Genomic DNA, 25,710 nt, shown 5'->3' on the forward strand with positions numbered 1-25,710 from the left:
AGGTCGTCCAGCGGTGCGTGGGCGCTCGTCGCGGTGTGTGCGCCGGCCCTGGCCGGCTGCGGAGGCGGCGCCGCGGAGCCGCACGAGAAGGCTCCTCCGGCGAGCGCGCCGCACGGGCGACAGGAGCCCGGTCCGGACCGGGCTCTCGGTGCCGAAGAGGTGCTGAAGGCGCTGCCGGAGCTACGGAGCCTGCCCGTGGGCTGGACGACGGGCATCGAGCGGCCGGCGGTCCGGGAGATACCCGAGGAGAAGTGGTGCCGGGAGGACGGCGGCCCCCGGGACTGCTACGCGTTCAGGATTTCGGGCCGGGTGCAGTACAAGGCCCCGGGCGACTCCGGCTCCGTGTACATCTCGCTGCTCTCGTACCCCGACCGGCGGGTCGCCGCCACCGCCTTCAAGAACTGGTCCGCCGCCGGTAAGGACGACCGCGCGATGTCCATGCCGACCGTCGGCGACGAGAGCGCGACCGTCGCCCGTCCCCGCGCCCCGTACGCGACGGCCAGCACCGAGACGGCGGTACGGGTGGGCACCGTGGTCGCGCACCTGATCTATCAGGACACGGAGAAGAACGAGGACCACCCGCGCGTGCTGCTGGCGCTGGCCCGCATGCAGGCGCAGCGCCTGTCCCAGGCGGAACAGGGCCGGGTGCCGGACGCCGCCGTCACACCCGGATGAGGCCGGCCCCCGCCCCGCCGGGCCGGCCGCCGCGTCTCAGGAGGCCGGCCGGGAACCGGACGAGGCGGCGAGCATGATCTCCCTGACCCGGTCCACGTACTTGGGCACACCCGCCGCGGCCTCCGGCGTGTCCGGCATGTTGACCACCAGATCGGCCCGGTCGGGGAACCAGTTGACCCACAGCGACACCCCCCGGGCGCTGTCGGGGCCGGTCAGCACGGTCGCGTCCGCGCGCGGGTAGTCACGGGCGCCCGGCGCGGACCGCCCGTCCAGATAGGACACCATGGGCGGGATGGACGGGACGTCGCCGCCCAGCAGTTCAACCGCCCGGTACAGCGGTACGTCGTACCCCGCGCGGGCGCGCTGGAAGCCCTGCTGCGCGACGCCGACCGCGTCGGCCAGGGCGGCCCCGGAGGGCAGCCGGAACCGCAGCGGTACGAAGTTGACCAGCCAGCCGTGCACCGGCAGCAGCCGGGGGTGGGCCCTCGTCGACACGACGGTGAGCACCCGGTAGACGTCGTCGCCCGTGAACTCCCGTTGCGCGAGGGCCAGCGCGGCGAAGGCCCCCGCGCCGAACCCGCCGCCGTGCCGGGCGCAGTAGGCGCGGAAGGCGTGTGCTTCCGCGCCGGTGAGGACCGGGTAGTGGACCCGGGTGCCGGGCAGCAGTTCGTCGGTGTCGTTGCCCAGCCCGACGGGGAAGCCGGGGAAGCCGCCGTCCTCCGCGGCCAGGAACTCCGACCACGCGGCGAGCTCCGGCGCGTCCGCCGTCAGCGACGCCGAGCCGGCCCGCTCGCGGAGGTTGTACTCCAGATAGCCCGGCACCGGCCCGAGCCCGGCCGGGGCGCCGCCGAGGGCCGCCCGGTACCGGGTGCGGATCTCCTCGAACAGCAGCGCCAGGGAGTGCCCGTCGGTGTAGGCGTGATCGATCGCGAAGTACACCGTGGACGCCGTGTCCCGCCGGATCACCCCGGCCAGCATCCCGAGCCGGCCCACCGCGGTCCGCTCGTCGATCCGCCGGTGCAGGTGGGCGCGCAGCTCACCCGGGTCCGTGAACTCCCCGACGCGCGACGGACGCACCGTCAGCGAATCGGGTGGCAGCCGGAAGCCGGGCAGGTCCTCGGCGTCCGGCTCGTACCAGGCGTGGAACGCCTCGTGCCGCCGCACCAGCCCCCGCCACGCGTCGGCGAGCGCGTCGAGGTCGGCCCGGCCGGGCAGGTCGAACGTCATGCCGACCCAGGGCGACTGCCGTCGCCCGCTCGCCCGGTGGGCGGCCGCCAACCGCAGGTGGACCTGCTGGAAGTGCGACGCGGGCACGTCGTGCGGCACGGGCGCCCGGTCGGTGGTCAGCTCGAACTCGACCACTTCGCCCGGCTCGGGCCGCCAGTCGAGGATCTGGGTCATACGCACGGTGGGGTCTCCTCCTCCATCGGTCCGCCGCTAGACGGGCGTGGGTACGGCCTCGGCGCGGCGTCCGTCCGCGACGTGGGCGGCGGCCCGCGCGACGGCCGTGACGAAGCGTCCGACATTGGCGCGCGCCACGGGCGTGTCGGGGAAGCGTGCCGACAGGTGCACGCCGCGTTCACCTCGGGTCAGCCACACATACACCTCGGGCCGGGCGTGGATCCGGCTGCGCAGCATGGTGTCGTCGGGCCGCGGCGGGGTGCCCGCCACCCGGCGCGCGTCGAGATAGGACACGACGAACCGGGGGTGGAGCTCCCCGCGCAGCATCCGGTTGACGTGCGGCAGCGAACTGCCCGGCCCCGGCCCGCGGCGGCGCAGTTCGGCGGCGGCGAGGGCGACGGTGTCGGCGAAGGCCGCCCCGGGCGCCGTGGGGATCCGGACCGGGTGCAGCCCGACGATCCAGCCCGGCACCGCCCGCCAGCGGTCGGGCCTGGCGTTGGCCAGGCTGACGACCGACAGGTGCCGCCCGCCCGCGACCTCCGCGGCGGCGAGGGCGAGACAGGCCAGCAGTCCCGCGGCGGTGGTGCCGCCGGCCGCGCTCGACGCGGCGGCGAACCTGGTGGTCGCCGGCCCGTCGAGCAGCCGGCGGTAGGCGCTGCACTGCGCGAGCGGCTCCTCGGACGTGCCGAGCGGCAGGGGGAAGGCGGGCGTCCGGCCGCGGCCGTGGCGCAGCAGGGCCCGCCAGCGCTCGGTGTGCTCGGGGCCCGGCGGCGGCCGCTCGGCGAGGCGCCGCTCCTCGGCCCCGAAGTCCAGGAAGGTCGGCCCGGTCACGGGCCCGGCGCCGCCCGCCAGGACGGTGCGGACCTGCCCCGGGATCATGGCGAGCGTGTAGGCGTCCACGACGCCGTGGTCCGCGCCCGCGAACACCGTCACGCCCGTCGCGCCCTCGACCGTCGCGAAGACCGTCTGCGGCCAGCCCAGCGGGCCGGCGCCCCGGTCGAAGAGCGCCTCGATCTGCCGCCGGACCGAGGCGCCGTCGGCGAAGACGCCGACGTCCTCCCTGCGCAGCGCGACCGCGCTCGCGGGCAGCGTGCGCCGCACACAGCCGCCGTCGACCGGCACCAGCCTGCTGCGCAGGTGTTCGTGACCGCGCAGCCAGGCCGTCAGCGCGGACCCCACCAGGTGCGGACCGACCCGGCCCACGCCGAACGACACCCCGATCCACGCCGGATCCACGTGCCGCGCTCCCCGCGCGGCCGCGGCACGTACATGGTGCTCGTGGACGAGCGCGGGCGCCCGCGGGTCGTCCGCCCAGGCCGGGACCGCGGCGGCGGGGGTCCAGAACGTCAGCCGGCCGGCGGGAACCGCACTGTCGCCCAATTCCTTGAATTCCAACGTCTCACCGATCGGGAAAAGTACGACGGCGGTCTCGGACCACAATCACGGGTGCTCTCCTTATGACGCCTCGGTGCGGCCGGCCGAAGCTATACGGATGCGATGAAAGAAAGATGAAGCGGATGGTGTTCGCTGGTCACACCGGCCTGCGGGCCACCCTGGGAAACACGCCTCTTGTTGCCCTCCCGGCACGCTGATAACGTCGGCCCCCGTCATTCATTCCGCACCGCGCGATTCAACGCGCGGCCGACGGGGGGCAATTCATGAACACACGGGAAGAGAGCGAATCCTCCCGGGCCGTGGGCGATACCGGATCGGCCATGGACTATGCCGCGCTGCGCTGTGACCCGGAATACGCCGAGTTGAACCGCGCCCTGCTCGGCATGGTCCCCGCCGGCTCCGCGCCCGCCGTCCTCGACCTGGGGTGCGGGGACGGGGCCGTCAGCGAGCAACTGCTGCTGCGCGACCCGTCGATGTCCCTGGTCGGCGCCGATCCCGAGCCGTCCCTGCTCGACGCGGCACGGGCCCGGCTGGGCGACCGGGCCCGCTTCGTCGAGGCCGACGCGGCCTCCGTCGCCCGGCTGTTCCCGCCGGGCTCCTTCGACACGGTCGTCCTGGCCAACTGCGTCCACCTCGTCCCGGACCTCGGCGAGGCGCTCGACGCGATCGGACAGGTGCTCGCCGCCGGCGGACGCCTGGTGTTCAACTCGGCCTTCTACTCGGGCGCGGAGACCGCCGCCGACCTGCCCTTGTACGCCGAGCTCGTCAGCACGGCCCGCGACGCCGCCCGGAAGCGCGGGCTCCCCCCGGCCCGGACGGCCGCCGGTCGGCCCCCGGGGCTGCGCAGGACCGCCGGGGACTACGAGGCCGCCCTCACCACGGCCGGTTTCACCGGCGTGGACACCGTCGAGCGGGAGTTCACCCTCGGCCCGCGCTTTCTCGCCGCACTGTGCTCCACCCCGATGTTCGCCACCGCCGCCCTGCCCGGGATCGACCGCGAGTCCGCCGCCGAACTGCTCACCGAGACGCTGGAAAAACTACACGAACGCGCCCCGTTCACGATCGCGCGGCGCTGCGTGTATTTCTCCGCCATCCGGCCATGAGAGCATCACGAAAGGAATTCCGCATGACCGAGGCAATGAACGTGGTCACCCGGGCCATCATCGATATCCGGCCCGACCTCGGGGAATCCGGGGAGGTCATCACCCGCGACGCGGCCATATTCTACGCCGCGGACCCCGACCAGCCGGTGCTGGGACTCGACTCCATGGAGGCGCTGGAGCTGATCGCCGTGCTGGAGCGGGAATTCGGGATCCAGCTGGCGGACACCGACATCAGGATCACCGACCTCCACACGGTCGGGGACGTGGTCGACGCGATGTCGGGCACACCGTGACGACCGGGACGGCGCGCCACCGCGTGCTGGTCACCGGCATCGGCGTCGAATCGTGCGCGGGCGGCACCCCGGACGAGCTGTGGTCGGCCCTGTCCGAGGGCCGGCCCGCGATCTCGGCCCTGGACCTCGAGGAACCGCTGCCGTGCCAGGTCGGCGGCGTGGTCGAGGGGTTCGACCCCCGGGAGCACATGTCCGCCCAGCAGGTCCGCCGCACCTCGCGCTTCCAGCAGCTGCTGTTCGCCGCCGCGATGAAGGCGCGGGCGGACGCGGGGCTGCGCACGCCGCCGGGAGCGCTCTACGTCGGCACCGGCGGCGGCGGGCTCGACGAGACCGCGCAGCTCGTGACCGTACTCCGCCGGGACGGATGGTCGCGGATGAACCGGCTCGGCCTGCTCCGCCTGCTGCCCAACCAGGCCGCCGGACTCGTCGCCCGGGAACTGGGCGTCACCGGCCCGGTGCTCACCCTCTCGACCGCCTGCGCCTCCTCGACGGACGCCATCGGGGCCGGAATGCGCGCGGTACGGGACGGCACCGCCGACGTGGTCCTCGTCGGCGGGGTGGACAGCTGGCTGGACCTGCCGTGCCTGGCGTCGTTCTGCCTGCTGGACGCCCTCTCCCGGCGACCCGCGGCGGAGGCGGCCGAGGCGTCCCGGCCGTTCGACCGCGACCGCGACGGCATGGTGCCGGCCGAAGGCGCCGCCGTGCTCGTGCTGGAATCCGAGCGGTCCGCGCTGCGCCGCGGCGCGACCGTGTACGGCGAGGTGCTCGGCGCCGCGTCCACCTGCGACGCCGACCACCCCCTGGCGCCCCGGGCGGACGGCCGGATCGCCGCCAGGACGATCGAACTGGCCTGCGCCGACGCCGGCCTCGGCACCGACGCCGTGGACCTGGTCAGCGCCCACGGGACGTCGACATCGCTCAACGACCTGGCCGAGACCGCCGCCATGAAGCTCGCCTTCGGCCCGCACGCCCGGAACGTGGCGATCACGGCGCCCAAGTCGGTCATCGGTCACGCCTGCGGGGCGTGCGGGGTGCTGGAGAGCGTCGGCGTGCTGCTCGCCATGCGCGACAAATACGTGCCCCCCACCGCGAACCTGGCGAACCCCGGCCCCGGCTGCGACCTCGACTACACCCCGGTCGTCGGGCGGCCCGCCACGATCGAGGTCGCCGTCAAGCAGAACTTCGGCTTCGGCGGCCAGAACTCGGCGGTGGTGTTCGGCGCCGCCTGACCGCGTCACCGGGCGGGCCCGGCACCCCCCGGCCCGGTCGGCTCACGGGGAGCACGGGGAGCACGGGGCGCCCGGTAGGTGCGGGCGAGGTGCTCCTGGAGGCGTGCGTGGCGGAACTGGTAGACCGCGCCGGCCTGGCGCAGCACGCCCCGCTGGTAGGCGTCCTCCAGGAAGGCGACGGTGGCCCAGGGCAGCCGGCCGGTCAGCGGCAGCCAGATCCGGGCGAAGACCAGCCACTGGCCCCAGGCGGTCAGGCCGAGCACATAGCCGAGGGCACCGCCGAGCCCGCTGATGACGCCGAGCTTGAGCGACGACCTGAGGTTCCAGACGAACGGGCCCACGAGCATCGACATGGGCCGGATCGCCAGCCAGGAGCCGACGCCGACCAGGAGCCCGAAGACGACCGCCCAGACGGCGAACTGGGCGACGGACGTCCGGCGGTTGGTGCGCAGCAGACTGACCGGGTTGACGGCGGACCGGATGTCGAGCGGGGTCTGGAGGAGGACCAGGAGCGCGAGCGCGGGGCCGGCCCCGACCGCGAACACGACCCCGAAGAGCAGACCGTCGTCGAGAGCGATCCGCAGGGCCGTCGGAAGGCCGAAGCCGCGCAGGAAGCCGGTGATCACTCCGTGGATGAAGCCGTAGCCGTAGCCGAAGACGAGCCCGAACAGCGATCCGAACAGGAACCGGGTGGCGGCTCCCCGCCCGATCTTCCCCGCCCCCGCCCTCCTGAACACCCGCACGCCCACGTTGGACGGTGGCACCGCGGTGTCCTTGGCCGCGACCAGGAACCAGTACGCGATCCCGAGGGTGACCCCGGCGAGGAGCCCCACCACCAGCCCGTCGGCGACCTGGAAGCCGAGCGCGTCGAAGAGGGTGCCGACGAGCCCGTCGACGAACCCGATGGTCAGACAGATCACCATCGCGAGCACCAGTGTGCGCGTGGAGCGCCGCAGCCCCGAGCCGAACCGCCACCACTCCAGGTTGGGGGTGTCGAGCCGGGACAGGTGGTGGGCGAGGTAGCCGAGCCAGTACCGGGCGCGTTCCGGGTCGAGGTCCCGGCGCGACCCGCCCGCCGGAAGGGGCTCCGGCCGGGAGCGGTAGGCGGCGGCGACGAAGTTGTCGAGGAGGTGGTCCTCCAGCTCCTCGGGGCCCGTGAACCGCCCGCTGTCCAGGAGCGAGGCCGGGTCGCGGCCCGGGGTGTCGCTGTAGACGGCGCGCGCGAGCGTGACCATCAGCGGGGTGGTCAGCACCGCGGCGAGATGGGCGCCGCCGGGGCCGTGCGGCCGCTCGCCCAGCTCGCTCAGCACGGGGTCCCACGCGGTCGTCGCGGGGTCCCCGCCGCGGGCCTTGCGCGTGGTGCGCGGCAGATAGTCGGTCAGATCGCCCAGCGTGAGATCGCTGAGATCCACCGCGGCCGCGGAGGTGAGCACATCGGTCTCCGCCACCGCGGCCGCGTACTCCGCCGGACGGCTCGTCAGCAGCAGGGGCAGCGTGGTGGCGTTGAGCGCCTCCAGCGCGGGCCGGTTCAGCCCGCCGGCGATCTCGTCGAAACCGTCCAGCACCGGGAGGATCCGGCCGCTCTCGACCAGCGCGGCGGCCAGGCTCGGCCCGCCGGGCCCCGGCGCGGCGAGACCGGGGTGATCACGGGTCAGCTGTGCGGTCAGCCAGTCCCGGAAGGTGAGGGCGGTCGGGTCCCAGGCGCCGATGGTGAAGATCACCGGTACGGGCTCGGCGCGCGCCCTCGACTTCAGATAGTCCAGGACGAACCGCATGGTGAGGATCGTCTTCCCGGAACCGGGCCGGCCCAGCACCACCAGCCGCCCGGACGGTATCCGCCGGTACACGCAAGCGATCTCGTCCAGCCGGCCGCCGAGATCCAGCGGGCCGTGCGTGCCCCCGGCGGGCAGCCGCCGGATGTTGGCCCAGTGATCGGTGAGCTCCTCGGGAGCCGGCCGCCAGCGCACCGGCAGCGGGTACGGATCGTGCACCTGCCGCTGCTCCTCCTCGCGCTGCCAGCGGGCGGCCACCGCGTGGGCGAGTTGCCCGGCGACGTCCGCCAGGGCGTCGTGCCACACCGAGGGCGGCTGCCCCGGAGCCGGTTCGACACGGTCCGCGGGCTCGTCCGGCAGGCCCGCCGGCTCGTCCGGCGGGTCCGCGGGCCCCGCCCGGCGGACGGCGGCCGCGAGCAGTTCCTCGCGCTCGGCCGGTTTCAGCCCGAGCGCGTCGGCCAGCAACCGCACCGTGGTCACCCGGGGGTCGGCGCGCTCGCCGGTCTCCAACCCGCGAATGGTGCGCACCCCCACCCCGGCGCGCTCCGCCAAGGTCTCCTGGGTCATTTCCGCGTTGTGCCGCAGCCGCCGTAACAGCGTGCTGAACTCACTGGCCACAGGTCCCGGCCTCCCGCTCGGATATGTTGTTTTCCCAGGTGGGGAATCTAGCGTGGCCACCGGCCGGATACGGCCGGTCCCCCTGGCCTGTCCGTTTCCGGGCGTCGGGACCAGCCTCGACGGCATCCGCCGCAGGAAGCGGCAAGGAGCCAGGGGAGCCACGATGCCGATCACCGCAACCGCCGGCCGGCCGGCCGTCGCCACGCTCAGGGATCAGGAGCGCGAGGTCCTCTACGCGGTCGGATGCGGCCTGCGGGACGACGAGATCGCCGCCGCGCTCGCCATCCCCGAGGACGCGGTGGCCGGACACCTCGCCCGGATCCTCGTCACACTCGGGCTGCGGGACCGCGCCGCCCTCATCGTCCACGCCTTCGACTGCGGTCTGGTCGCCCCCGGCCGGGGCCCCCGCAGACGGACGGCGGGGCCGGTGCCACCGGTGGCCCGCCACGTACCCGGACCGCGGATACGGATCTCGGCGCTCGGCCCCCTGCGGGCATGGTGCGACGGACAGCCCCTGGACCTGGGGCACCTGCGCCAGCAGGCCGTGCTGACGGCGCTCGCGCTGTGCCCCGGCCGGACGGTCAGCCGGCAGGAGCTGCTCGACGGGGTGTGGGGCGAGGAGCCGCCGAACACCAACGTGGTGCCGGTGTACATCTACCGGCTGCGCAAGATCCTGCGCGGGGGAGAGGGCCCGGACTCGGCGATCGAGCGCGATCAGTGCGGCTACCGGCTGCGCCCCGGCTCGGTCACCGTGGACGTGGCGCGGATGGAGGAGCTGGTCGGCGCGGCCGGCGCGGCCGAGCGGGCGGGCGAGCTGGCCGAGGCGGTCCGGGTCTGCGCGCAGGCGCTGGAACTCTTCCGCGGCGAGCCCCTGGCCGGCCAGCCGGGGCCGTTCGCCGAACTGGAGCGGCTGCGGCTCACCGAGCGCCGGATCGTCCTCGTGCAGCGGAAGCTCGACTGGCAGTTGCGGCTGGGCCGGCACTCCGAAGTGATCGACGAGCTGTCCGCCCTGACGGTGGCACAGCCCCTCAACGAACCGGTCGCCGCGATGCTGATGCGCGCGCTGTACCTCAGCGGCCGGCAGGCGGACGCGCTGACGGTGTTCGACCGCACCCGCCACCGGCTGGCCGAGGACCTGGGGGTCCTGCCGGGCCGGATGCTGCGGCGGACGCACAGCATGATCCTGCGCGGGGACGAGGCCCGCCTCGACCTCACCGGAACCGCGCGGTGACGGGAGCGGCACGGCGCACGCCCGGCGAGGAGCTGCTGCTGGCGAGGGTCTCGGCGGCGGCCGGCCGCGAGCGTCTCGGCAAGCGGTGCGCCACCTACGCGGGAGCCGCGCACACGGCGTACGCGATGACCCGCTGGCCCCGGGCGATCCGCGATCTGCTGGCCTTCGCCGGGTGCGGCGGACGCCATGGGGCGAAAGGGCACGAGGACGCGCGGCTGGACCTGTACGAGCACGGGATGACGATCGCCGTGAAGGGACGGATCCACGTCGTCCGCTACGACTCCACCGCCGTGTTCCCGGCGGGCCCCGCGAGCCGGTACGCCTCCGCCTGCACGCTCACCGACGTCCACGGGGCGCGGGTTCTGCTGCACGGCGGCCCCGGGCAGGAGGACACGGCGGAGTGGTGGTCCGAGATCCGGCGGGGCGTCACCCGTGCCCAGCTGTCCACGGCGCTGGCCGCACTGGGCCGGGGCGAGCGCCTGACCTTCGGCGACGTCTGGCTGACCCGGGAGGACCTCGGATACGGGGAGATCTGTGTGCGCTGGCAGCAGATCCGGCGCGTCCGGTTCCGGGAGGGAGCCGTGGAGCTCGACGTCGACGGGACCTGGCACGGACTGGGCTCCGGGGCGTCCGAGATCCCGAACCCCTTCGTCCTCCGCGCGCTCGTCGAGAGCCTCGGGCCGGAGGGCGCGCGCTGACCCCCGGAGTGTCCGGAACGGGCCGTTCAGGAGGGGCGTTTCATCGCGATGTCAACGGCCGTGCCTAACGTCGGAGCGTTTCCCGGCGGCTGCCCGCCGTCTCCACTCGAGGAAGAGAAGAAGCGATGACCCTGGTCAGCAGATGGAAGAAGGCGGCCTTCGCCGCCGGCGCGGCGGCGGCCATGGTGGCCGCCACGGCCGTCGTACCCACCGTCGCCCACGCCGATCCGGCGCGTCACTACTACGTGGAGCTCGGCGGCACGGGCGCGGCGGCGCCCTCGCCCGACTGCACCCGCAGCTATGGATTCGCCAACAAGCATCTCAACGGGGGCATTCCGGTCCCGGTCTGTTACCCGGCGAGCGCCGGACCCTGGCTCAACGGCCAGAACTCCCCGGACCTGAGCGCACCGAGCTTCGACGCCAGCGTGCAAGCGGGGTACCAGAACCTGCTGGCCGCCGCGGAGGCCACCCACCGCAAGGACCCGGGCGCCCGCCTCACCATCGTCGGCTACTCACAGGGTGCGCAGGCGGCCGACCAGGTGCTCCAGAAGATCGCCTCCGGCGGGACCGGCATACCCCGCTCCCAGGTGAACGGCATGCTCTACTCCGACCCGATGCAGCCGGGCACCGGCATCTGGGCCAAGCTGCCCAAGGGCTGGAGCGCCCTCGGGTTCACCTCACCCGGCGCCGGCCCGGCGAAGTTCGACGGCGTCCCGGTGCAGCGCTTCTGCATCCGCACCGACGGCGTCTGCGACGCGACCTCGCTGGCGTCCGTCGGCGGCTTCCTGGTCCAGCACCCCAAGTACGGGCAGGAAGGCGACATCATGACGAAGACCATCGGCAACGACGGCGGTGAGGGAGTCGTCTGGTACGACTCCTGACCACCCCTCGCACGGCCGTGGAACGAACGGGCGACTCGGGGGAGTGCCCGGAGCCGGTGGTCCACCGACCCCGGGCGCCGGCTCGTACCGCGGCGTGAGCGGGCCCCGGAGCGCACACCACCGCGATGCCGTTGGCGAATCCGGGGCCTGCGCACTTCGCCCCGCCGGTTATCCGGCGGGGCGAAGTGCTGCCAGGTGGGAGATCCGGGTGCGGGCTCGGGGCCGGTCTGCTGTCCAGGTGTCGATGCGGGCGAGGTTGATCGCGGCGGCGGTGAGCTGGTGCTGTAGCCGGGTCTTCGCGAGTCCGTGGTAGCGGCATTTTCGCAGGCCAACGGTTTGGACGGCTTGGGAGATGGTGCCCTCGACGCCGGCGCGGGCCGCGTAGCGTTCTCTCCAGGCGGGTGTGTTCTGGATGGCGCGCGCGTGCTGGATGGCTTCGTGTTCGGGCCGGGGCCGCAGGGTGATCTCCCGGCGCATGGCGGCGGTCGAGCTGACGCACTCAGCGCGGACGCGGCAGGGACGGCAGTCGGTCGCGGAGAACTTCACCCGGACCACCGGGGTGCCACGGTGGGATAGCGCTTCGCGCCACTGACCAGTGGTGATGCCATTCGGACACGTTACGGTCCTGTGGCCCCAGTCCACGGCGAAGGCTTCCTGCGTGTAGGCGCCGGCCGCCTGGGCGGTGGTGTTGCCCGTGACCGGACCGGTCAGAGTGACGCCGTACCGCTGGAGAGCGGTGACGATGCGGGAACCGTCGAGATAGCCCGTGTCGAGCAGGTGCTCGTCGGGCAGCAGGTCCCGGGCCGCGAGGCCGTCGTGAATCGTGTCGGTCGCCTTGATGTCGGGGACGGTGGAGTCGGTGGTCAGCACGTGGGTGAGCAGGTTCGGGGTGTCCGGCGTGCAGGTCTCGGTGAGATGGACCTTGAACCCGTCCCACTTGATGTCGCGCTTGATGCTGTAGCGGACCTCGGTGTCATAGGGGCTGACCAGGCGCTTCGCGCCCGGCGGGCAGTCTTTTGGGTAGCGCCATCGCACCTGCCCCTCCGCGTCGAGCCAGTACTGCTGCACCCACGCCTCACGCAGGATGCGCACTGAGGGCAGTTCACGCAGCCAGGCCGGGGAAGAGGGAGCGAACACGTCGTGCAGCAGCCGCATTCCGTCGGCACCGCTCTGTTCGGCGAGCTCGGCCCGCTTGCCGCGGCCCTGCGGCAGCCAGTAGTCCTCGGCGCGCGAGGCATACCGCTCGAACCAGGCAGGCTCGGCGTGATCGGTCAGCCAGGCAGGAGCCGCAGCCGCCCGCGCGTTGAGCGCCGCCCTCAGAGTTTCGATGACGAACTCCAGCCGGTTCAGCGACCGGATAGAGGCCAGCACATGCGTGGAATCGGTGCGGGCCCGCCCGCCCGACCGCAGCAGACCCGCCGCGCGGGCCGCGTCCAGGACCCGGTCGAAGATCAGCTGTCCTGCCTCGGCCGCGACCAGCCGGCCGCGGAACTCACTCAGCACCGAGTAGTCGAAACCCGGGTCGGTCAGCTCCATGTTCAGCGCGTATTTCCAGTCGATACGCGCCCGCACTGCCTGCGCGGCTTGCCGGTCCGCAAGCCCCTCGGCGAACTGAAGTACCGAGACCAGCGCCAGACGGCCCGGTGACCAGGCCGGCTTACCCCGCGAGGGAAACAGGTCGGCGAACTGCTCGTCGGTGAACAGCACACCCAGCTCGTCCCGGACACGGATCGCCAGACTCCCCTTCGGGAAAGCCGCCCGAGCCACCCGGACCGTCTCCGCCGGAACATCACCCGGCGCCCCCGGCTGCATCGACATCGACACCCTCCCCACGCAAAACGTCGGTCTCCAAGACCACAACCAGATCTTGGAGACCGACGTCACGCACAGAGCACCCCGGATTCGCCAACGGCATCGCCACAACGGCTCCGGGGCCCGCAGGCGTTTCCGGCGCCCGGGGTCAAGTGATGTGTTCCGGACAGGCCGTCGAGTCGGCGCGCCCCTGTGAGCGAAGGGGAGAGCGGTCGTACGGCGCGGTGCGCCCGGCCCGCTCTCCCCGGTCTTGCGGCGGCTCCCGCCTGCGAAGATCATTAACTCGGACGCCCCGCCCCGCACTCCGGTGAAAAGCGGCTCAAAAGCGTCTAAATAGCGTGTTTACCAGCTATTCCGTCGGGGATTGATCTCTCGCTCTCAAGATTGCTCAACACGGCGTCGCCGCCACAACAGCACCGTTCCGGCCGCGACGTCCCAGCCACCGAGACAGGAGCCCGACGCATGCTGCCCGCCATGCCCAGCCCCGACCGCGAACGCTTCCTCGCCGAACCGCGCGTCGGCGTCCTGGGAGTCACCGACCCCCGGGGCGGCGACCGCGCACCCCTGATCGTGCCGGTGTGGTACGACTACGAGCCCGGCGGCGACGTGATCGTCCAGATGGGCCGCGAGACCATCAAGGCGCGGCTCCTGCGTGCCGCCGGCCGGTTCAGCCTCTGCGCGCAGGACGAGGGCCGGCCGTACCGCTACGTCAGCGTCGAGGGCCCCGTCACGGCGATCCAGGACCCGGTCGACCCGGCGCTGCGCGAGGCGATGGCCCGCCGCTACCTGGACCCCGAGGAGGCGACCGGCTACCTGGAGGCGACCGCCGGCCAGCTCCAGGACGACATCGTCTTCCGCATGCGCCCGCAGCACTGGCGCAGCGCGGACTTCGCCGCGTTCGCGGCGGACTTCACCGAAGCGGGCACGGGCCGGGGCGGCGCCGGCTGAGCACCGGCACACCACTCGCACCGCCGCACCGCACCTCGCGCGCACCTCGCGCCGAAGCCATACAAGCAAGAAGGACTCGATGAACGACACCGACGTTTCGTCACAACTGCTGTTACCCCGTTCCCCGGCCACGTCCGGCGCGCCCGTGCCCGGATACCCCCGGGAGAGCCTCATCCCCGAGCTGTTCGAGGCGCAGGCCGCGGCGCGGCCCCACGCACCGGCGGCCCGGCACGGGGAACGCACCGTGACCTACGGGCAGCTCGACGCCCACGCCGACGCCCTGGCGGCGCGCCTGCTCGCACGCGGCGTGCGACCGGGCGACCTCATCGGTGTGTGCGGCAGCCGCTCGCTGGAGGCGCTGGTGGCGCTGCTGGGCATACTCAAGGCCGGCTGCGCGTACGTACCGCTCGACGACGACCTCCCGCCCGCCCGGCTGCGGGCCATGGCCGAGGACGCGGGGCTGAGCGCCGCCGTCACCCTGCCGGGCAGCACGCGTCCCGTGCGAGGTCTACGCGCGTCAGTCGAGGTCGGCTCCCTCGACCGCCCCGCGCCCGCCGCCGACGCCACGGACCGCGCCCGCGCCCGTACCGGCTCGGCCGGCGACTGCGCCTACGTGGTCTTCACCTCCGGCACCACCGGCCGCCCGAAGCCCGTCGCGATACCGCACCGGGGCGTGGTGCGCCTCGTGCTGTCCGAACCCGAGCTGCCCCCGCCCGGCCCCGGCGACGGCGTGCTGCACGCCTACGGGCTGTCCTCCGACGCCTCGACGATCGAGATCTGGGGCGCCCTGCTCACCGGGGCCTGCCTGGTCATCGCCGACCGGGAGGAACTGCTCTCACCCCTCGCCCTGGAGAACCTCTTCCGCGAGCGGGACGTCACCGTGGCGTACCTGACGACGAGCGTCTTCCACCTGGTCGCCCGCACCCGCCCCGAGGCACTGGCCACGCTCCGGTTCGCCTCCGCCGGCGGAGAGGCGATGGACCCCCGGCTGGCGAACGCCGTCCTCGCGGCCTGCCCGGACACCACGGTGGTCAACTTCTACGGCCCGACCGAGAACTCCGTCGTCTCCACCGCCCATGTGCTGACCCCGCTGCCCGAGGACGCCGCACAGGTCTCCCTGGGCCGCCCCTTCGGCGCCTCCACCTGCCACGTCCTGCGGGCCGACGGCTCGGCCGCCGGGCCGGGCGAGGAGGGCGAGCTGTACGTCGGCGGCGACGGACTGGCCCTGGGCTACCTCGGCGACCCCGGGCTGACCGGCGAGCGCTTCGTCCTGCTGCCCGACGTGGAGCCGGACGGACCGCTGTACCGGACGGGCGACCGGGTCGTACGCACCCCCGACGGCCTGCTGGAGTACCGCGGGCGCCTCGACCGCCAGGTCAAACTGCGCGGCGCGCGCGTCGAACTCGACGAGGTGGAGACCCGGTTACGGGCACACGCCGAGGTCGGCGAAGCCGTCGTCGAGGTCGAGTCGGGCGCCCTGACCGCCTATGTCACGGCCGCCCGGCCCGGGAGCCCGCTGCCGCTGCCCGACCTGCGCGCGTACTGCGCGCAGTGGCTGCCCCCGCAGGCGGTCCCGGTCCTGGTGCCCATGGACCACTTCCCCGTCACCAGCGGAGGCAAGGTCGACCGCGCCCGCCTGAAGTCCATGGCACCGCGCCGCCCCGACCGGGACGACACGCCGGACACCGACGTCGTCGCGGCCGACGCGACGGAGCCGGACGAGCCGAAGATAGAGGGCCTGCTCGACGTCCTCACCGAGGTGTGGCAGCGCGTGCTGCGCGTACGCCCCGCGCCCGAGGACGACTTCTTCCTCCTCGGCGGCGACTCCCTGCTCGCCTCCGAGGCCGTCACCCGCACCCTCGCCGTGCTCAGCCTCGACGCCTCCCTGGGCTCCACCCTCATCAGGGCCCTGCTGGCCGCGCCCACCCTGGAGGGCTTCACCGCCGCCGTGCGCGAGGCCCGGAGCGGCTTCGGCGCCGCGGCGGACGGGGCACCGCACACCGACTTCGCGCGCGAGACCGAGCTCGGCTTCGCCCTCCCGCCCGCCGAAGGCCCGGCACCGCGCCCGCACGCCCCCGAGCACGTCCTGCTCACCGGCGCCTCCGGCTTCGTCGGAGTGTTCCTGCTGCACCGCCTGCTGCGCGCGACGACCGCCCGCGTCCACTGCCCTGTACGGGCGACGGGCCCGGCACACGCCACCCGGCGGGTGCGCACCGCCCTCGCCCGCTACGGACTGCACCTCGACGAGGCCGAGTGGGAGCGCGTGGAGTGCTTCCCCGGCGACCTGACCCAGCCGGGGCTCGGACTGCCGGCGGGACACGCCGCCGAACTCGCCCGCACACTGGACCTGGTCGTGCACAACGGCGCCCGCGTCAACTTCCTCTACCCCTACGAGCAGCTGCGCCCGGCCAACGTCGACGGCACCCGCGAGGTCATCCGCATCGCGGCACCCCGCCGCGTCCCCGTGCACTTCGTCTCGACCGTCGCCGTCGTCGCCGGATTCGGCACCGCCGGGGTGCCCGAGGTGGCCGAGGACCTGCCGCTCGCCCACGCCGACGAGCTCACCATGGGCTACGCGGAGAGCAAGTGGGTCGCCGAAGGAGTGCTCCGGAGCGCCGCCGAACAGGGCCTGCCCGTCGCGGTGTACCGGCCGTACGAGGTGACCGGCGACCGCACGCACGGCGCCTGCAACACCGAGACGGCCATCTGCTCGCTGTTCAAGACGATCGCCGAGACGGGCCTGGCCCCCGGCATCGAGCTGCCGATGGACTTCGTCCCCGTCGACCACCTCGCCGAGTCCCTGGTGCACATCGCCACGCACCGGCCGGCCGACGGCCGGGTCTACCACCTCACCAACCCCCGGCCCGCGATGCTGACGGACGTCCTCGACCGGATGCGCGCCGCGGGCTTCGCCCTGCGCACCCTGCCGTACGACCGGTGGGTCGGCGAGCTGGTGCGCTACGTCGCCGAGAACCCGACGAGCGCCACGGCGCCGTTCGTGTCCCTGTGCGTCGACCGCAGCCGCAACGCCGACATGTCCGTCAAGGAGATGTACCTCAAGGGCACCTTCCCGGTCCTGGGCCGGCACAACGCCGAGGAGGCCCTGGCGGACAGCGGACTGCACTGCCCGCCCGTGGACGCAGCGCTCCTGGACCGGTACCTGGAGTACTTCTTCGCCTCCGGCTACCTCGCACGTCCCCCGCACGCACCGGGCGACCCGACGCCGCACGCCGCCGAGGCGGGATCGGAGCACACCGCATGAACCCGTCACCGCCGCCCGCCGAGGCCCTGATCCCGGTCCCGGAGGTCGAACCCGGCGCCGCGGGCCCGCCGTGCGCCTACGCCCGCCTGCGCACCGAACAGCCCGTCGTCAAGGCACTGCTCCCCAACGGCGAGACGGGCTGGCTGATCAGCCGCTACGACGACGTGCGCGCCGCGTTCGCCGACCCCCGGTTCGTCCGCCCGCTCCTGTCGGCCTGGCCGCCCAGGGAGGGGGAGGACGCCCCGCCGCCGTGCCTGCCGACCTTCCTGGAGATGACCGGCGCGCACCACGAGCGCGTACGCCGCACCGTCCTGCCGATGTTCGGCCGGCGCCGGCTGGAGTTCATGGAGCCCCGGATCCGGGCGATGGCCGGGGAGCTCATCGACGCCATGGTGGCCGGCGCCGAGAACGGCACCGCGGACCTCGTCGCCGCCTACGCCGACCCGCTGCCGCTGCGAGTGCTGTGCGAGACCACCGGCCTTCCCTACGAGGACCGCGAGATCTACCTGCCGCACACCCTCGCCCTCCTGGGCGCGGCCGGGCTCACGCTGGAGGAGGTCCTCGCGGCCCTGTACGCCCTGCAGGACTACGCCGAGGAGCTCATCTCCCGCAAGGAGAAGGACACCGACGGCGAGGACTACATCCGGCTGCTGCTCGCCGAGGCCCGCCGCCCGGGCAGCGAGCTGACCCGCGAAGACGTCGTCAGCTTCGTCGTCACCATGCTCATGGCCGGCTACAAGACCAACATCCAGCACACCGCCAACGCCCTGCTCGCCCTGCTCACCCACCCCGAGCAGCTGCGCGGGCTGCGCGAGGCGCCCGAGGGGATCGGCACCGCGGTCGACGAGCTGCTGCGGTACGTCCCGCTGATGAACGCGATCAACATCCTGGTCGCGAAGGAGGACCTCACCCTGCACGGGCAGCACATCCGCGCCGGGGACGCGGTCGTCCCGGTGCCGGCGTCCGCCAACCGCGACCCGGAGGCGTTCGCCGACCCCGACCGCCTCGACCTGACCCGGACCCCCAACGCGCACGTCGCGTTCGGGCACGGCCCGCACGCCTGCACGGGCGGGCACCTGACCCGTATGCAGCTCGCCCTCACCATCGAAGTGCTCCTCGAACGGCTTCCCGGCATCGAGCTCGCCGTCCCGGCGGAGTCCCTCACCTGGGACGAGTCCACCCCGCTGCGCGCACCGGCCCGGCTGCCCGTGCGCTGGTGACGCCCCGCTCCGCCGACGCGCCCCGCACGACGACCCGAGAAGTGTTCACCAGAGAGGAACGCACCCCGTGACCGCACCCGAAGCACCCGCTGCCGAGGAAACCCCGCTCGAGGAGCCGCTCCCGCACTACCCCTTCAGCACCCGGGGCGACCGGCTCGCCCCCGAACTCGCCGAGCTGCGCGGCCGCTGCCCCGTGGCCCGGGTCAGCACCAACTCCGGCGACCAGGCGTGGCTCGTCACCGGCTACGAGCTGACCCAGCACGTGCTGCGCGACCGGGCCTTCGCCCGCTCCGTACTGGCCGAGGCGGACAGCCCGGGCCAGGACGCCCCGATCCTGGCGCCCGAACTGCTCGACGCCATGAACCACCTGCAGCGGGCCGGGCTGCGCGACGAGGTGCTCCAGGCCCTCGGCCGCAACCAGCCCGGGCTGCCCGCCGACTGGGTCGAGGACATCACCCGCCAGGGCCTGGACGCCATGGTCCGCGAAGGCGGCCCCGGCGACCTCCAGCACCACTTCGCGGAGTGGGTCGCGGGCCAGGTCATGTGCCGGCTCCTCGGCCTGCCCTTCGAGGACCACGCCTGGCTCGCCGTACGGGCCGACCTCGACCTGACCATGGTCACCCCCACCCACGAGGAACTCGCCCGCAACTGGGAGGAGATCCGCGTGTACATGCACGAGCACATGACGGCCCGCCGCCCGGGGGAGCCGCGCGGCCTGGCGGACCGTCTCGCCGACCTCAACGCCGCGCACCAGGGGCTGACGGACCGGCAGCTGTCGAACATCGTGTCCGTCCTCTTCGTCAGCGGCTACGAGGACTTCGCGAGCTTCCTGGGCGTCGCGGCCTTCAACCTCCTCCAGCGCCCCGACGTCATGAGCGCGGTCCGCGCCCGCCCCGAGACGATGCCGCAGTGCGTGGAGGAGCTGCTGCGGTGCAGCGTCGTCCTGGGCAACGCGATCCCCCGCTTCGTCACCCGCGACGCACGGCTCGGGGACGCGGAGGTGAAGGAGGGCGAGATGGTCCTGCTCTCCCTGGACGCGGTCAACTTCGACCCCGCCGCGTTCTCCGACGCGGAGGACTTCGACCCCACCCGTTCCCCCAACCCGCACCTCCGCTTCGGCTACGGCCGGCACCACTGCCCCGGCGCCCACCTGGTCCGCCGCCAGTCCGACGCGGCCTTCCGCGTCCTCCTCGACCGGCTGCCCGGCATCCGGCTCGCCGTGCCGCCGGCGGAGGTCCCCTGGCACCCCGACCGCATGGCCATCATGGCGGCCAGGATCCCCGTGACCTGGTGAGTCCCGCGGGGGAGCCCGGCCGGGGCAGGGGAGGCACGCGCCGCACGGCACCGTGACCGCCGCCGCCCCGGGCCTTCCGGCTCCCCCCTTCCCCGGCAGGTGCGGTTCAGCGGCACAGGGCGGTGTCCACGATGCCGTCGAGACGCCCCCTGACCGCCTTGTCGGTCCGCCGGCTGGTCACGGCGACATCGGCGGCGCGCCCTCGATGGCGGCGCCGCCTCGGGTCTCGTACCCCGGGATGCTGCCGCCGTGACCCCAGGCGACACCGCCGCACGACAGCGGCGTGCTCACGAGCCCCGGTCCGTAACGCGCGCCGGGCCCGAAGTACCCGGCCGGGACGGTGGTGCGCATCCGGTCGAGCCGGGCCTCGGGGAGGAGGTCGCCGGCCGGCAGCGCGGTGCGGAACCGGTTGAGGCCGGAGCCGGTGGAGACCATCTGACCGGCCGCCCAGCCCCAGGAGGGGGCCACCTCCTCGGCGAAGGAGCGGCCGGTGACCTTCTGGACGATCAGGCCGGCCAGTACGTAGTTCGTGTTGCTGTACTTCCAGCCCTTCCCGGGGTCGAATTCGGCCTTGTGCCGCAGAGCGGTGCCGACGAGCCCGCCAGGGGCGTAGTACCGCGCGTCCGCCAGGTGCGTGACGTAGACGAAACCTCTGCCACGCCTGCTCACGCGCCACGGAACTCCTACGGGATCGCCGGACACCGGCGGCCGGTGCCGGGACCAGCTTTCCCGGCCGCGGCCGGCCGGGACATCCCGCTACCCACCCGACCCGGGGTAGGGCCGGCCCCCCGTCGCGCCCGGCCGTGACGGGTCTCCCGGTTCCGGCGTTCCGGCAGGGGTGGCGGCCAGCCGCAGGGCCCGGTCGCGGTCGCGGGCGTCGAGAGCGTCGACGAGGGCGGCCTGGCGGTCGTGCCGGGTACGGAGCGCTTCGGGACCGGGATCCGCGGGTCCGGCGGCGGCCAGCAGGCCGGCGTACAGCGAACGCAGCAGCGCGCTGGGGCTGAGGGCGGCGAGGCGGGTGCGCAGCCGCCGGTCGGCGTCCGCGAAGGCGACCGGGTCGGCGGCGTCGGCCGCCTCGGCCAGGACGGCCAGGTGCCGCCGCAACTCGGCGATGTCCGCGGGGGACGCGTGCCACAGGGCGTCCTCGACGAGCAGGGGGTCGAGGGCGTCGCGGATGCGCAGGGCCTCGTGGGGGTCCCGCTCGTCCAGGCCCCGGGCCCAGGTGTCCAGCCCTCCGGCGGGCGGTGGTTGGGCGGCGAAGAGCCCCCCGCCGGGGCCGGGGCGCACGGTGACCAGGCCGCGCGCCTGGAGGAGGCGCAGGGCCTCGTTGAAGGTGCCGACGGACACCCCGCACGCGGTGCGCAGTTCGTCCTTGGTGCCGAGGCGGGTGCCCGGTTCGGTACGGGTGACGCGCTCGGCGATGCGCTCGGCGGCCATCTCGGCGCGGGAGGGCGAGGAAGGCCGTTCCCAGTCGTCGCGGCGCAGAGCGGGGGGCTCGGCACCGTCACGCGCGTGGCCCACGTCGCGCCCACCCGTGCGGTGGTCTGCGGTTCCCACAGTGCCTCCCAGCCTTCCGACGCTCCCGCCGGAATTGATTATGACGAATAGCATCGCACCTCTTGACGTCTTTCGTAAACCACATGCATGATCACCGTAATCATCATGATGATTAGAGGGGAGCGCGATGAACGAGCAGGACTTCCGCGACGCGATGGCCGGGGTCTGCGCCCCGGTGACCGTCGTGACGGCCACCGAGGACGGGATCCCGTACGGGGTGACGGTCAGCGCCTTCACCTCCCTGTCGCTCCGCCCGGCGATGGTCTCCGTGGCGCTGGACCGTTCCTCCGACGTGCTCGCGCGCATCCTCGCGACCGGGCGGTTCGGTGTGAACGTGCTCGGCCGCGACCAGGACGACCTGGCCAGAACCTTCGCCCGCCGGGTGCCCGACCGCTTCGCCGCGGCGGGGGCCCCATGGCGCCACGACCACGGGCTGCCACGGCTGACCGGCGCCCCGGGCTGGCTCGTGTGCCGGCTCCGCTCGGCGGTCGAGGGCGGCGACCACCTGCTGCTCCTCGGCGACGTCGCCCACGTCCGCACGGCCGAGGCCGCACCCCTCGTCTACAGCAACCGCACCTTCGGTACCCACTCCGCGTTCGCGCGCTGAAACCCGGCCGGGAGGCCCACGTGACCACCACGCATTCCCACCCCGCACCGTCCGTCGTCCCGCCCGCCCCGGGCCCGGCCCCGACCCGCGCCGAGCTCGTGGCCCGGGCGGAGGCGCTGCGGCCGCTGCTGCGGGAACACGCCGCCCGGATCGACGCGGACCGGCGGGTGACCGACGAAGTGATCGACGCGCTGACGCGGGCCGGACTCTTCAAACTGACCGTGCCGCGTCGTTTCGGCGGCTATGAGAGCGATGTGCGCACCCTGCTCGACGTGACGGCCGCGGTAGCCGAGGGCGACGGCTCGACGGGCTGGGTGACCGCCGTGGTCAATATGTGCAACTGGCTGGCCGCCCTCTTCCCCGAGCAGGCGCAGGAGGAGATCTTCGGCGCCGACCCCGACGCCCGGGTCACCGGGGTGTTCAGCCCGACCGCCACCAGCCGCAAGGTCGACGGAGGCTGGCGGATGACCGGCCGCTGGTACTACAACTCGGGCTCCTCGCACTCCTCGTGGGCGGTCCTGGGCATGCCTGTCACCAGCGAGGACGGCGAAGTGACCGACCAGGCGATGGTCCTGGTGCCGCGGTCCGACCTCGCGCTGGAGGACACCTGGTTCGTCGCCGGACTGCGCGGCACCGCCAGCGACTGCCTGATCGCCGAGGACGTCTTCGTGCCCGAGCACCGGGTGATGTCCGTCCCGGCCGCCATCGAAGGCGACATCCCCGCCGACCACGGCCCCACCGGCCTGTTCCGCACGGCGTTCTCCCCGCTGCTGGCGGTGGGCCTCGCCGGTCCCCAGCTCGGGATGGGACGCGCCGCGCTGGAACTCGTCACCGAGAAGGCCGTGACCAAGCCGATCTCGTACACGTACTACGAGACCCAGGCGGACTCGGTCGGCGTCCAGTTGCAGGTCGCCGAGGCCGCTATGAAGGTCGACACCGCCCATCTGCACGCCCACCGGGCCGCCGCCGACCTCGACACGGCCGCGGCTCTGGGCGCCGACCTCGACCTGCTGACCAGGGCGCGGGTGCGCGCCGACACCGGATACGCCATCGACAACCTCCTGTCCGCCATCGGCACCCTGCTCAACGTGCACGGCGCCGGATCCTTCGCGGACACCAACGCGCTGCAGCGGATATGGCGCGACGCGAGCGTGGCCGGCCGGCACGCGGCCTCCACGCCCGCCGTGGGCATGGAGATCTACGGGAAGCTGCTGCTCGGGGTCGAGGAGCGGATCACCCCGTTCGTCTGACCCGCGCACGGGGGGTGAAGGCTCCTACGCGATTCGTCGTACCGGGGCGGGGGCCGTCCCGATCGATCGCGGAACGGGCGTGACGTCCCCCCGCGCCGCGTCGTTGAGGTGAGTGGGTGCACGAACCCCGTGTGCCGGTGCCCCGGAGGCAGGGGCTTCCAGGCATCGGCGCACGGGGACAGCCTCATTCCGGGCCCGGTTCCACGAGGGCCGCGCGGCCCCATGGGAAGGCCCGGCGAACCGGCTGCCTATGCTTCGGTAGTGACTGAAGTGAACATGAAGAAGCCGCAGAGCGGAACCGTCGAGCGGGGTATGTATCTCCTGTTCACGCTCGTCGTGGTGGTGCTCGGATGGATCATCGCCGCGGCCAACACCGGCATCGCGTACCTCACCCTGGGCATGGACTGGATCCCGATATCGACCGGCGTCCTGGGGTGCTTCGTCCTCGCGATCGTCCTGCGCTTCCTCCACTGCGCGTGGTGGCTCGCCGCCCTCTCTCTCGTGCCCGCGCTGTTCGTGCTCGTGGGGTCGGTGCAGTACGCCCCCGAGGCCGCGCTCGACAACCGAGGCGTCCGTGAGAACGTCCTCATCACCGACGACCGCGCGGGCGACGGCAACGCGCACCACCGCTTCGTCCTCACCGGCCGCTCGGGCAAGCTTGAGGAGACCCTGAACCACGACGGCGACTTCCCCAAGTGGAAGGTGGGCGACCGGGTCGAGGTCGTCAGCGACCCGAAGGGCGTCGTCCCGCTGGAAGCGGCCTCCGACATCGACCCGGACTCGGAGTTCGACACGCTCGTCATGGGCGTCGTCGGCTGGACCGGGATCACCCTGCTCGCCGGCCGCCGCGGATTCGTACGGCGCGCCGCGGGCCGGCGCCCGGTGCTCGACGCGGCCTGAGCCGGATGCGCGCCGCCCGGTGCGGGGCGACCACGGAGGGGACGCGGGCCGGTCCGTAGGCAGGCGCCGGGAGGTGCCCGTGGCGGCCTGTCCGCCGCGCCTCCTCGACGTCCTGCGCGGCCGCCCCGAACACGTACTGCTCCTGTACGCGGCCGACACGGCCACGGCGGTCGCCGCGGCGGCGATCCTGTCCAATTACTCCGGACGCTGTCCGCGCCGGTGTGCGCACGCCCCGTCCGGCCCGGCCCGCCGCGCGACCGGGGTGACGCGGATCTACGCTGATGCCGTTGCCTCGGCCCTGGGACGACAGGAGACCACACCGTGAAGCCGCCCCTCGTCCGGCTGTACCAGGTCTGCGTGGCGGCTGCCGCCGCCGGTGCGCTCCTCGCCCCGGTCGCCACGGGCCCCGCGTACGGGGCCGCCGCCCCGGCGCGCTCCGCCCCGGCGGTCTCCTCCCCGGACACCGGCAAGGGCTTCGCGCGGCTCTCCCCGGCCGTCGCGGCCGAGCTGGACACGGCCGTGCGCCGGACCATGCGCGAGGCGCGGGTGCCCGGCGTCGTCGTGGGGCTGTGGGCTCCCGGCAAGGGCAGCTACGTGAGGGCCTTCGGTGTGGCGGACAAGGCGACCGGTGCGCCCATGAGACCCGATCTCCGTATGCGCATCGGCAGTGAGACCAAGACGTTCACGGTCACCGCCCTCCTCCGGCTGGTCGACAAGGGAAGGGTCGGCCTGGACGACACCATCGGCACGTACGTCACCGGTGTTCCGAACGGGGACCGCATCACCCTGCGTCAACTGGCCGGCATGCGCAGCGGCCTCTTCAACTACAGCGAGGACGCGGCCTTCGACAAGGCGCTCTTCGCGCACCCCAGGCGCCCCTTCACCCCACGCCGGCTGCTCGGCTATTCCTTCGGGCACCCGGTGCGGTTCGCGCCGGGGGCGAAGTTCGAGTACTGCAACACCAATCTGATCCTGCTCGGCCTGGTGGTGGAGAAGGTCACCGGCCGTCCGGTCCGCGAGGTCATCGAGCAGGACGTCCTGAAACCCGCCGGACTGCGTCATACGCTCTTCCCGGCCGGGGCGGAGTTCCCCCGGCCCCACCCGCACGGCTACACCGAGGAACCGGCCACGGGCAGGATCGTGGACGCGACCGACTGGAACCCCTCCTGGGCCTGGGCCGCGGGAGCGATGATCTCCGACAGGAGCGACCTGCGCAGCTGGGCCCGCACCCTCGCCACCGGCGCACTGCTGTCGCCCGCCACCCAGGCCGAGCGCCTGAAGACCCTGCCGACGGGCATCCCCGACGCCGGCTACGGTCTCGGCGTCTTCGACGTCAACGGCTGGATCGGGCACAACGGTTCGCTGCCCGGGTACGAGAGCCTGGCCGTCTACCTTCCCGAGGCGCGGGCGACCATGGTCGTCCTCCTCAACACCGACGTCCTGCACGCCGGCCAGGAGCCCAGCACCCTTTTCGGCCAGGCGGTCACCCGCATCGTGAGCCCCGGACACGTGTACCCCGGCCACAAGCTGTCCGCGACCCCGAGCGGCTGAGGGTGAGGGCGGC

The 25,710-nt window shown here is 73.5% G+C and carries 22 protein-coding genes; 16 read left to right on the plus strand and 6 right to left on the minus strand.

Annotated elements, in window-relative coordinates; genetic code table 11:
- The first annotated feature begins 195 nt into the window (after positions 1-195).
- Entirely contained in the window at positions 196-675 is a 480-nt protein-coding gene (locus AF335_RS08850) for a hypothetical protein (RefSeq protein WP_170127635.1), read from the plus strand.
- 36 nt (positions 676-711) lie between these two features.
- Here the strand turns inward: AF335_RS08850 and AF335_RS08855 are convergent, their stop codons facing one another.
- Together AF335_RS08855 and AF335_RS33985 are read right to left on the minus strand one after the other, a co-directional pair.
- Positions 712-2,076 carry a condensation domain-containing protein gene (locus AF335_RS08855; protein WP_102917709.1) on the minus strand — a complete coding sequence of 455 codons (1,365 nt, stop codon included), beginning with the start codon at positions 2,074-2,076 and terminating at the stop codon, positions 712-714.
- 36 nt (positions 2,077-2,112) lie between these two features.
- Positions 2,113-3,516: a hypothetical protein gene (locus tag AF335_RS33985; protein ID WP_146045476.1), complete on the minus strand. Its 1,404-nt coding sequence runs from the start codon at positions 3,514-3,516 to the stop codon at positions 2,113-2,115.
- Between the two features lie 218 nt (positions 3,517-3,734).
- Between AF335_RS33985 and AF335_RS08865 the strand changes: the two genes are divergently transcribed.
- From AF335_RS08865 to AF335_RS08875, 3 genes are read left to right on the plus strand one after another with little or no spacing between them, the layout of a single operon-like run.
- On the plus strand, positions 3,735-4,574 hold the full coding sequence (locus tag AF335_RS08865; protein ID WP_102917711.1) for a class I SAM-dependent methyltransferase: 840 nt from the start codon (positions 3,735-3,737) through the stop codon (positions 4,572-4,574).
- A 23-nt stretch (positions 4,575-4,597) separates the two neighbouring features.
- Positions 4,598-4,867 (plus strand): acyl carrier protein, encoded by a 270-nt coding sequence (locus tag AF335_RS08870; protein ID WP_170127636.1) that lies wholly within the window; start codon positions 4,598-4,600, stop codon positions 4,865-4,867.
- Positions 4,864-6,096 carry a beta-ketoacyl-[acyl-carrier-protein] synthase family protein gene (locus AF335_RS08875; RefSeq protein ID WP_102917713.1) on the plus strand — a complete coding sequence of 411 codons (1,233 nt, stop codon included), beginning with the start codon at positions 4,864-4,866 and terminating at the stop codon, positions 6,094-6,096. Before AF335_RS08870 ends, AF335_RS08875 begins: the two co-directional genes overlap by 4 nt.
- Positions 6,097-6,101: 5 nt before the next feature.
- On the opposite strand, the gene AF335_RS08880 is transcribed toward AF335_RS08875, so the two are convergent.
- Positions 6,102-8,435: an NACHT domain-containing protein gene (locus AF335_RS08880; protein WP_228773487.1), complete on the minus strand. Its 2,334-nt coding sequence runs from the start codon at positions 8,433-8,435 to the stop codon at positions 6,102-6,104.
- 214 nt (positions 8,436-8,649) lie between these two features.
- On the opposite strand from AF335_RS08880, the gene AF335_RS08885 reads away from it, so the two are divergent.
- The 3 genes from AF335_RS08885 (at position 8,650) to AF335_RS08895 (ending at position 11,296) form a co-directional block, all read left to right on the plus strand.
- Entirely contained in the window at positions 8,650-9,717 is a 1,068-nt protein-coding gene (locus AF335_RS08885; protein ID WP_102917715.1) for an AfsR/SARP family transcriptional regulator, read from the plus strand.
- Entirely contained in the window at positions 9,714-10,415 is a 702-nt protein-coding gene (locus AF335_RS08890) for a DUF6585 family protein (protein ID WP_102917716.1), read from the plus strand. The genes AF335_RS08885 and AF335_RS08890 overlap by 4 nt, the downstream gene beginning before the upstream one ends.
- Positions 10,416-10,540: 125 nt before the next feature.
- Positions 10,541-11,296, plus strand: a complete 756-nt coding sequence (locus AF335_RS08895; RefSeq protein WP_102917717.1) for a PE-PPE domain-containing protein — start codon at positions 10,541-10,543, stop codon at positions 11,294-11,296.
- A 168-nt stretch (positions 11,297-11,464) separates the two neighbouring features.
- On the opposite strand, the gene AF335_RS08900 is transcribed toward AF335_RS08895, so the two are convergent.
- Complete coding sequence (locus AF335_RS08900) at positions 11,465-13,114, minus strand: IS1182 family transposase (protein WP_102917718.1); 1,650 nt, start codon at positions 13,112-13,114, stop codon at positions 11,465-11,467.
- Positions 13,115-13,582: 468 nt separating this feature from the next.
- Between AF335_RS08900 and AF335_RS08905 the strand changes: the two genes are divergently transcribed.
- The 4 genes from AF335_RS08905 to AF335_RS08920 all read left to right on the plus strand — a co-directional run bounded on the left by AF335_RS08905 (position 13,583) and on the right by AF335_RS08920 (position 19,832).
- Positions 13,583-14,056, plus strand: coding sequence for a pyridoxamine 5'-phosphate oxidase family protein (locus AF335_RS08905; protein WP_228773430.1), 474 nt, complete (start codon positions 13,583-13,585; stop codon positions 14,054-14,056).
- A 79-nt stretch (positions 14,057-14,135) separates the two neighbouring features.
- Positions 14,136-17,318 (plus strand): non-ribosomal peptide synthetase, encoded by a 3,183-nt coding sequence (locus AF335_RS08910; RefSeq protein ID WP_102917720.1) that lies wholly within the window; start codon positions 14,136-14,138, stop codon positions 17,316-17,318.
- Positions 17,315-18,538, plus strand: a complete 1,224-nt coding sequence (locus tag AF335_RS08915) for a cytochrome P450 family protein (protein WP_102917721.1) — start codon at positions 17,315-17,317, stop codon at positions 18,536-18,538. Before AF335_RS08910 ends, AF335_RS08915 begins: the two co-directional genes overlap by 4 nt.
- Positions 18,539-18,605: 67 nt before the next feature.
- Positions 18,606-19,832 (plus strand): cytochrome P450, encoded by a 1,227-nt coding sequence (locus AF335_RS08920; protein ID WP_102917722.1) that lies wholly within the window; start codon positions 18,606-18,608, stop codon positions 19,830-19,832.
- A 177-nt stretch (positions 19,833-20,009) separates the two neighbouring features.
- Here the strand turns inward: AF335_RS08920 and AF335_RS08925 are convergent, their stop codons facing one another.
- Both AF335_RS08925 and AF335_RS08930 read right to left on the minus strand, forming a co-directional pair.
- A complete protein-coding gene (locus tag AF335_RS08925) occupies positions 20,010-20,501 on the minus strand; it encodes a serine hydrolase (protein ID WP_376697890.1) in 492 nt (163 codons plus the stop codon).
- An 87-nt stretch (positions 20,502-20,588) separates the two neighbouring features.
- A complete protein-coding gene (locus AF335_RS08930; protein WP_244926963.1) occupies positions 20,589-21,389 on the minus strand; it encodes a FadR/GntR family transcriptional regulator in 801 nt (266 codons plus the stop codon).
- Positions 21,390-21,516: 127 nt separating this feature from the next.
- Between AF335_RS08930 and AF335_RS08935 the strand changes: the two genes are divergently transcribed.
- The 5 genes from AF335_RS08935 to AF335_RS08955 all read left to right on the plus strand — a co-directional run bounded on the left by AF335_RS08935 (position 21,517) and on the right by AF335_RS08955 (position 25,697).
- Positions 21,517-21,996: a flavin reductase family protein gene (locus AF335_RS08935; RefSeq protein ID WP_102917724.1), complete on the plus strand. Its 480-nt coding sequence runs from the start codon at positions 21,517-21,519 to the stop codon at positions 21,994-21,996.
- Between the two features lie 20 nt (positions 21,997-22,016).
- A complete protein-coding gene (locus AF335_RS08940) occupies positions 22,017-23,246 on the plus strand; it encodes an acyl-CoA dehydrogenase family protein (RefSeq protein WP_102917725.1) in 1,230 nt (409 codons plus the stop codon).
- 261 nt (positions 23,247-23,507) lie between these two features.
- Positions 23,508-24,146 carry a hypothetical protein gene (locus AF335_RS08945; RefSeq protein WP_244926964.1) on the plus strand — a complete coding sequence of 213 codons (639 nt, stop codon included), beginning with the start codon at positions 23,508-23,510 and terminating at the stop codon, positions 24,144-24,146.
- Positions 24,147-24,225: 79 nt separating this feature from the next.
- A complete protein-coding gene (locus AF335_RS08950) occupies positions 24,226-24,471 on the plus strand; it encodes a hypothetical protein (RefSeq protein ID WP_102917727.1) in 246 nt (81 codons plus the stop codon).
- Positions 24,468-25,697: a serine hydrolase domain-containing protein gene (locus AF335_RS08955; protein WP_102917728.1), complete on the plus strand. Its 1,230-nt coding sequence runs from the start codon at positions 24,468-24,470 to the stop codon at positions 25,695-25,697. Before AF335_RS08950 ends, AF335_RS08955 begins: the two co-directional genes overlap by 4 nt.
- The last annotated feature ends 13 nt before the right edge of the window (positions 25,698-25,710 follow it).

The sequence above is a fragment of the Streptomyces eurocidicus genome (assembly GCF_002891295.1).
Lineage (GTDB): Bacteria > Actinomycetota > Actinomycetes > Streptomycetales > Streptomycetaceae > Streptomyces > Streptomyces eurocidicus.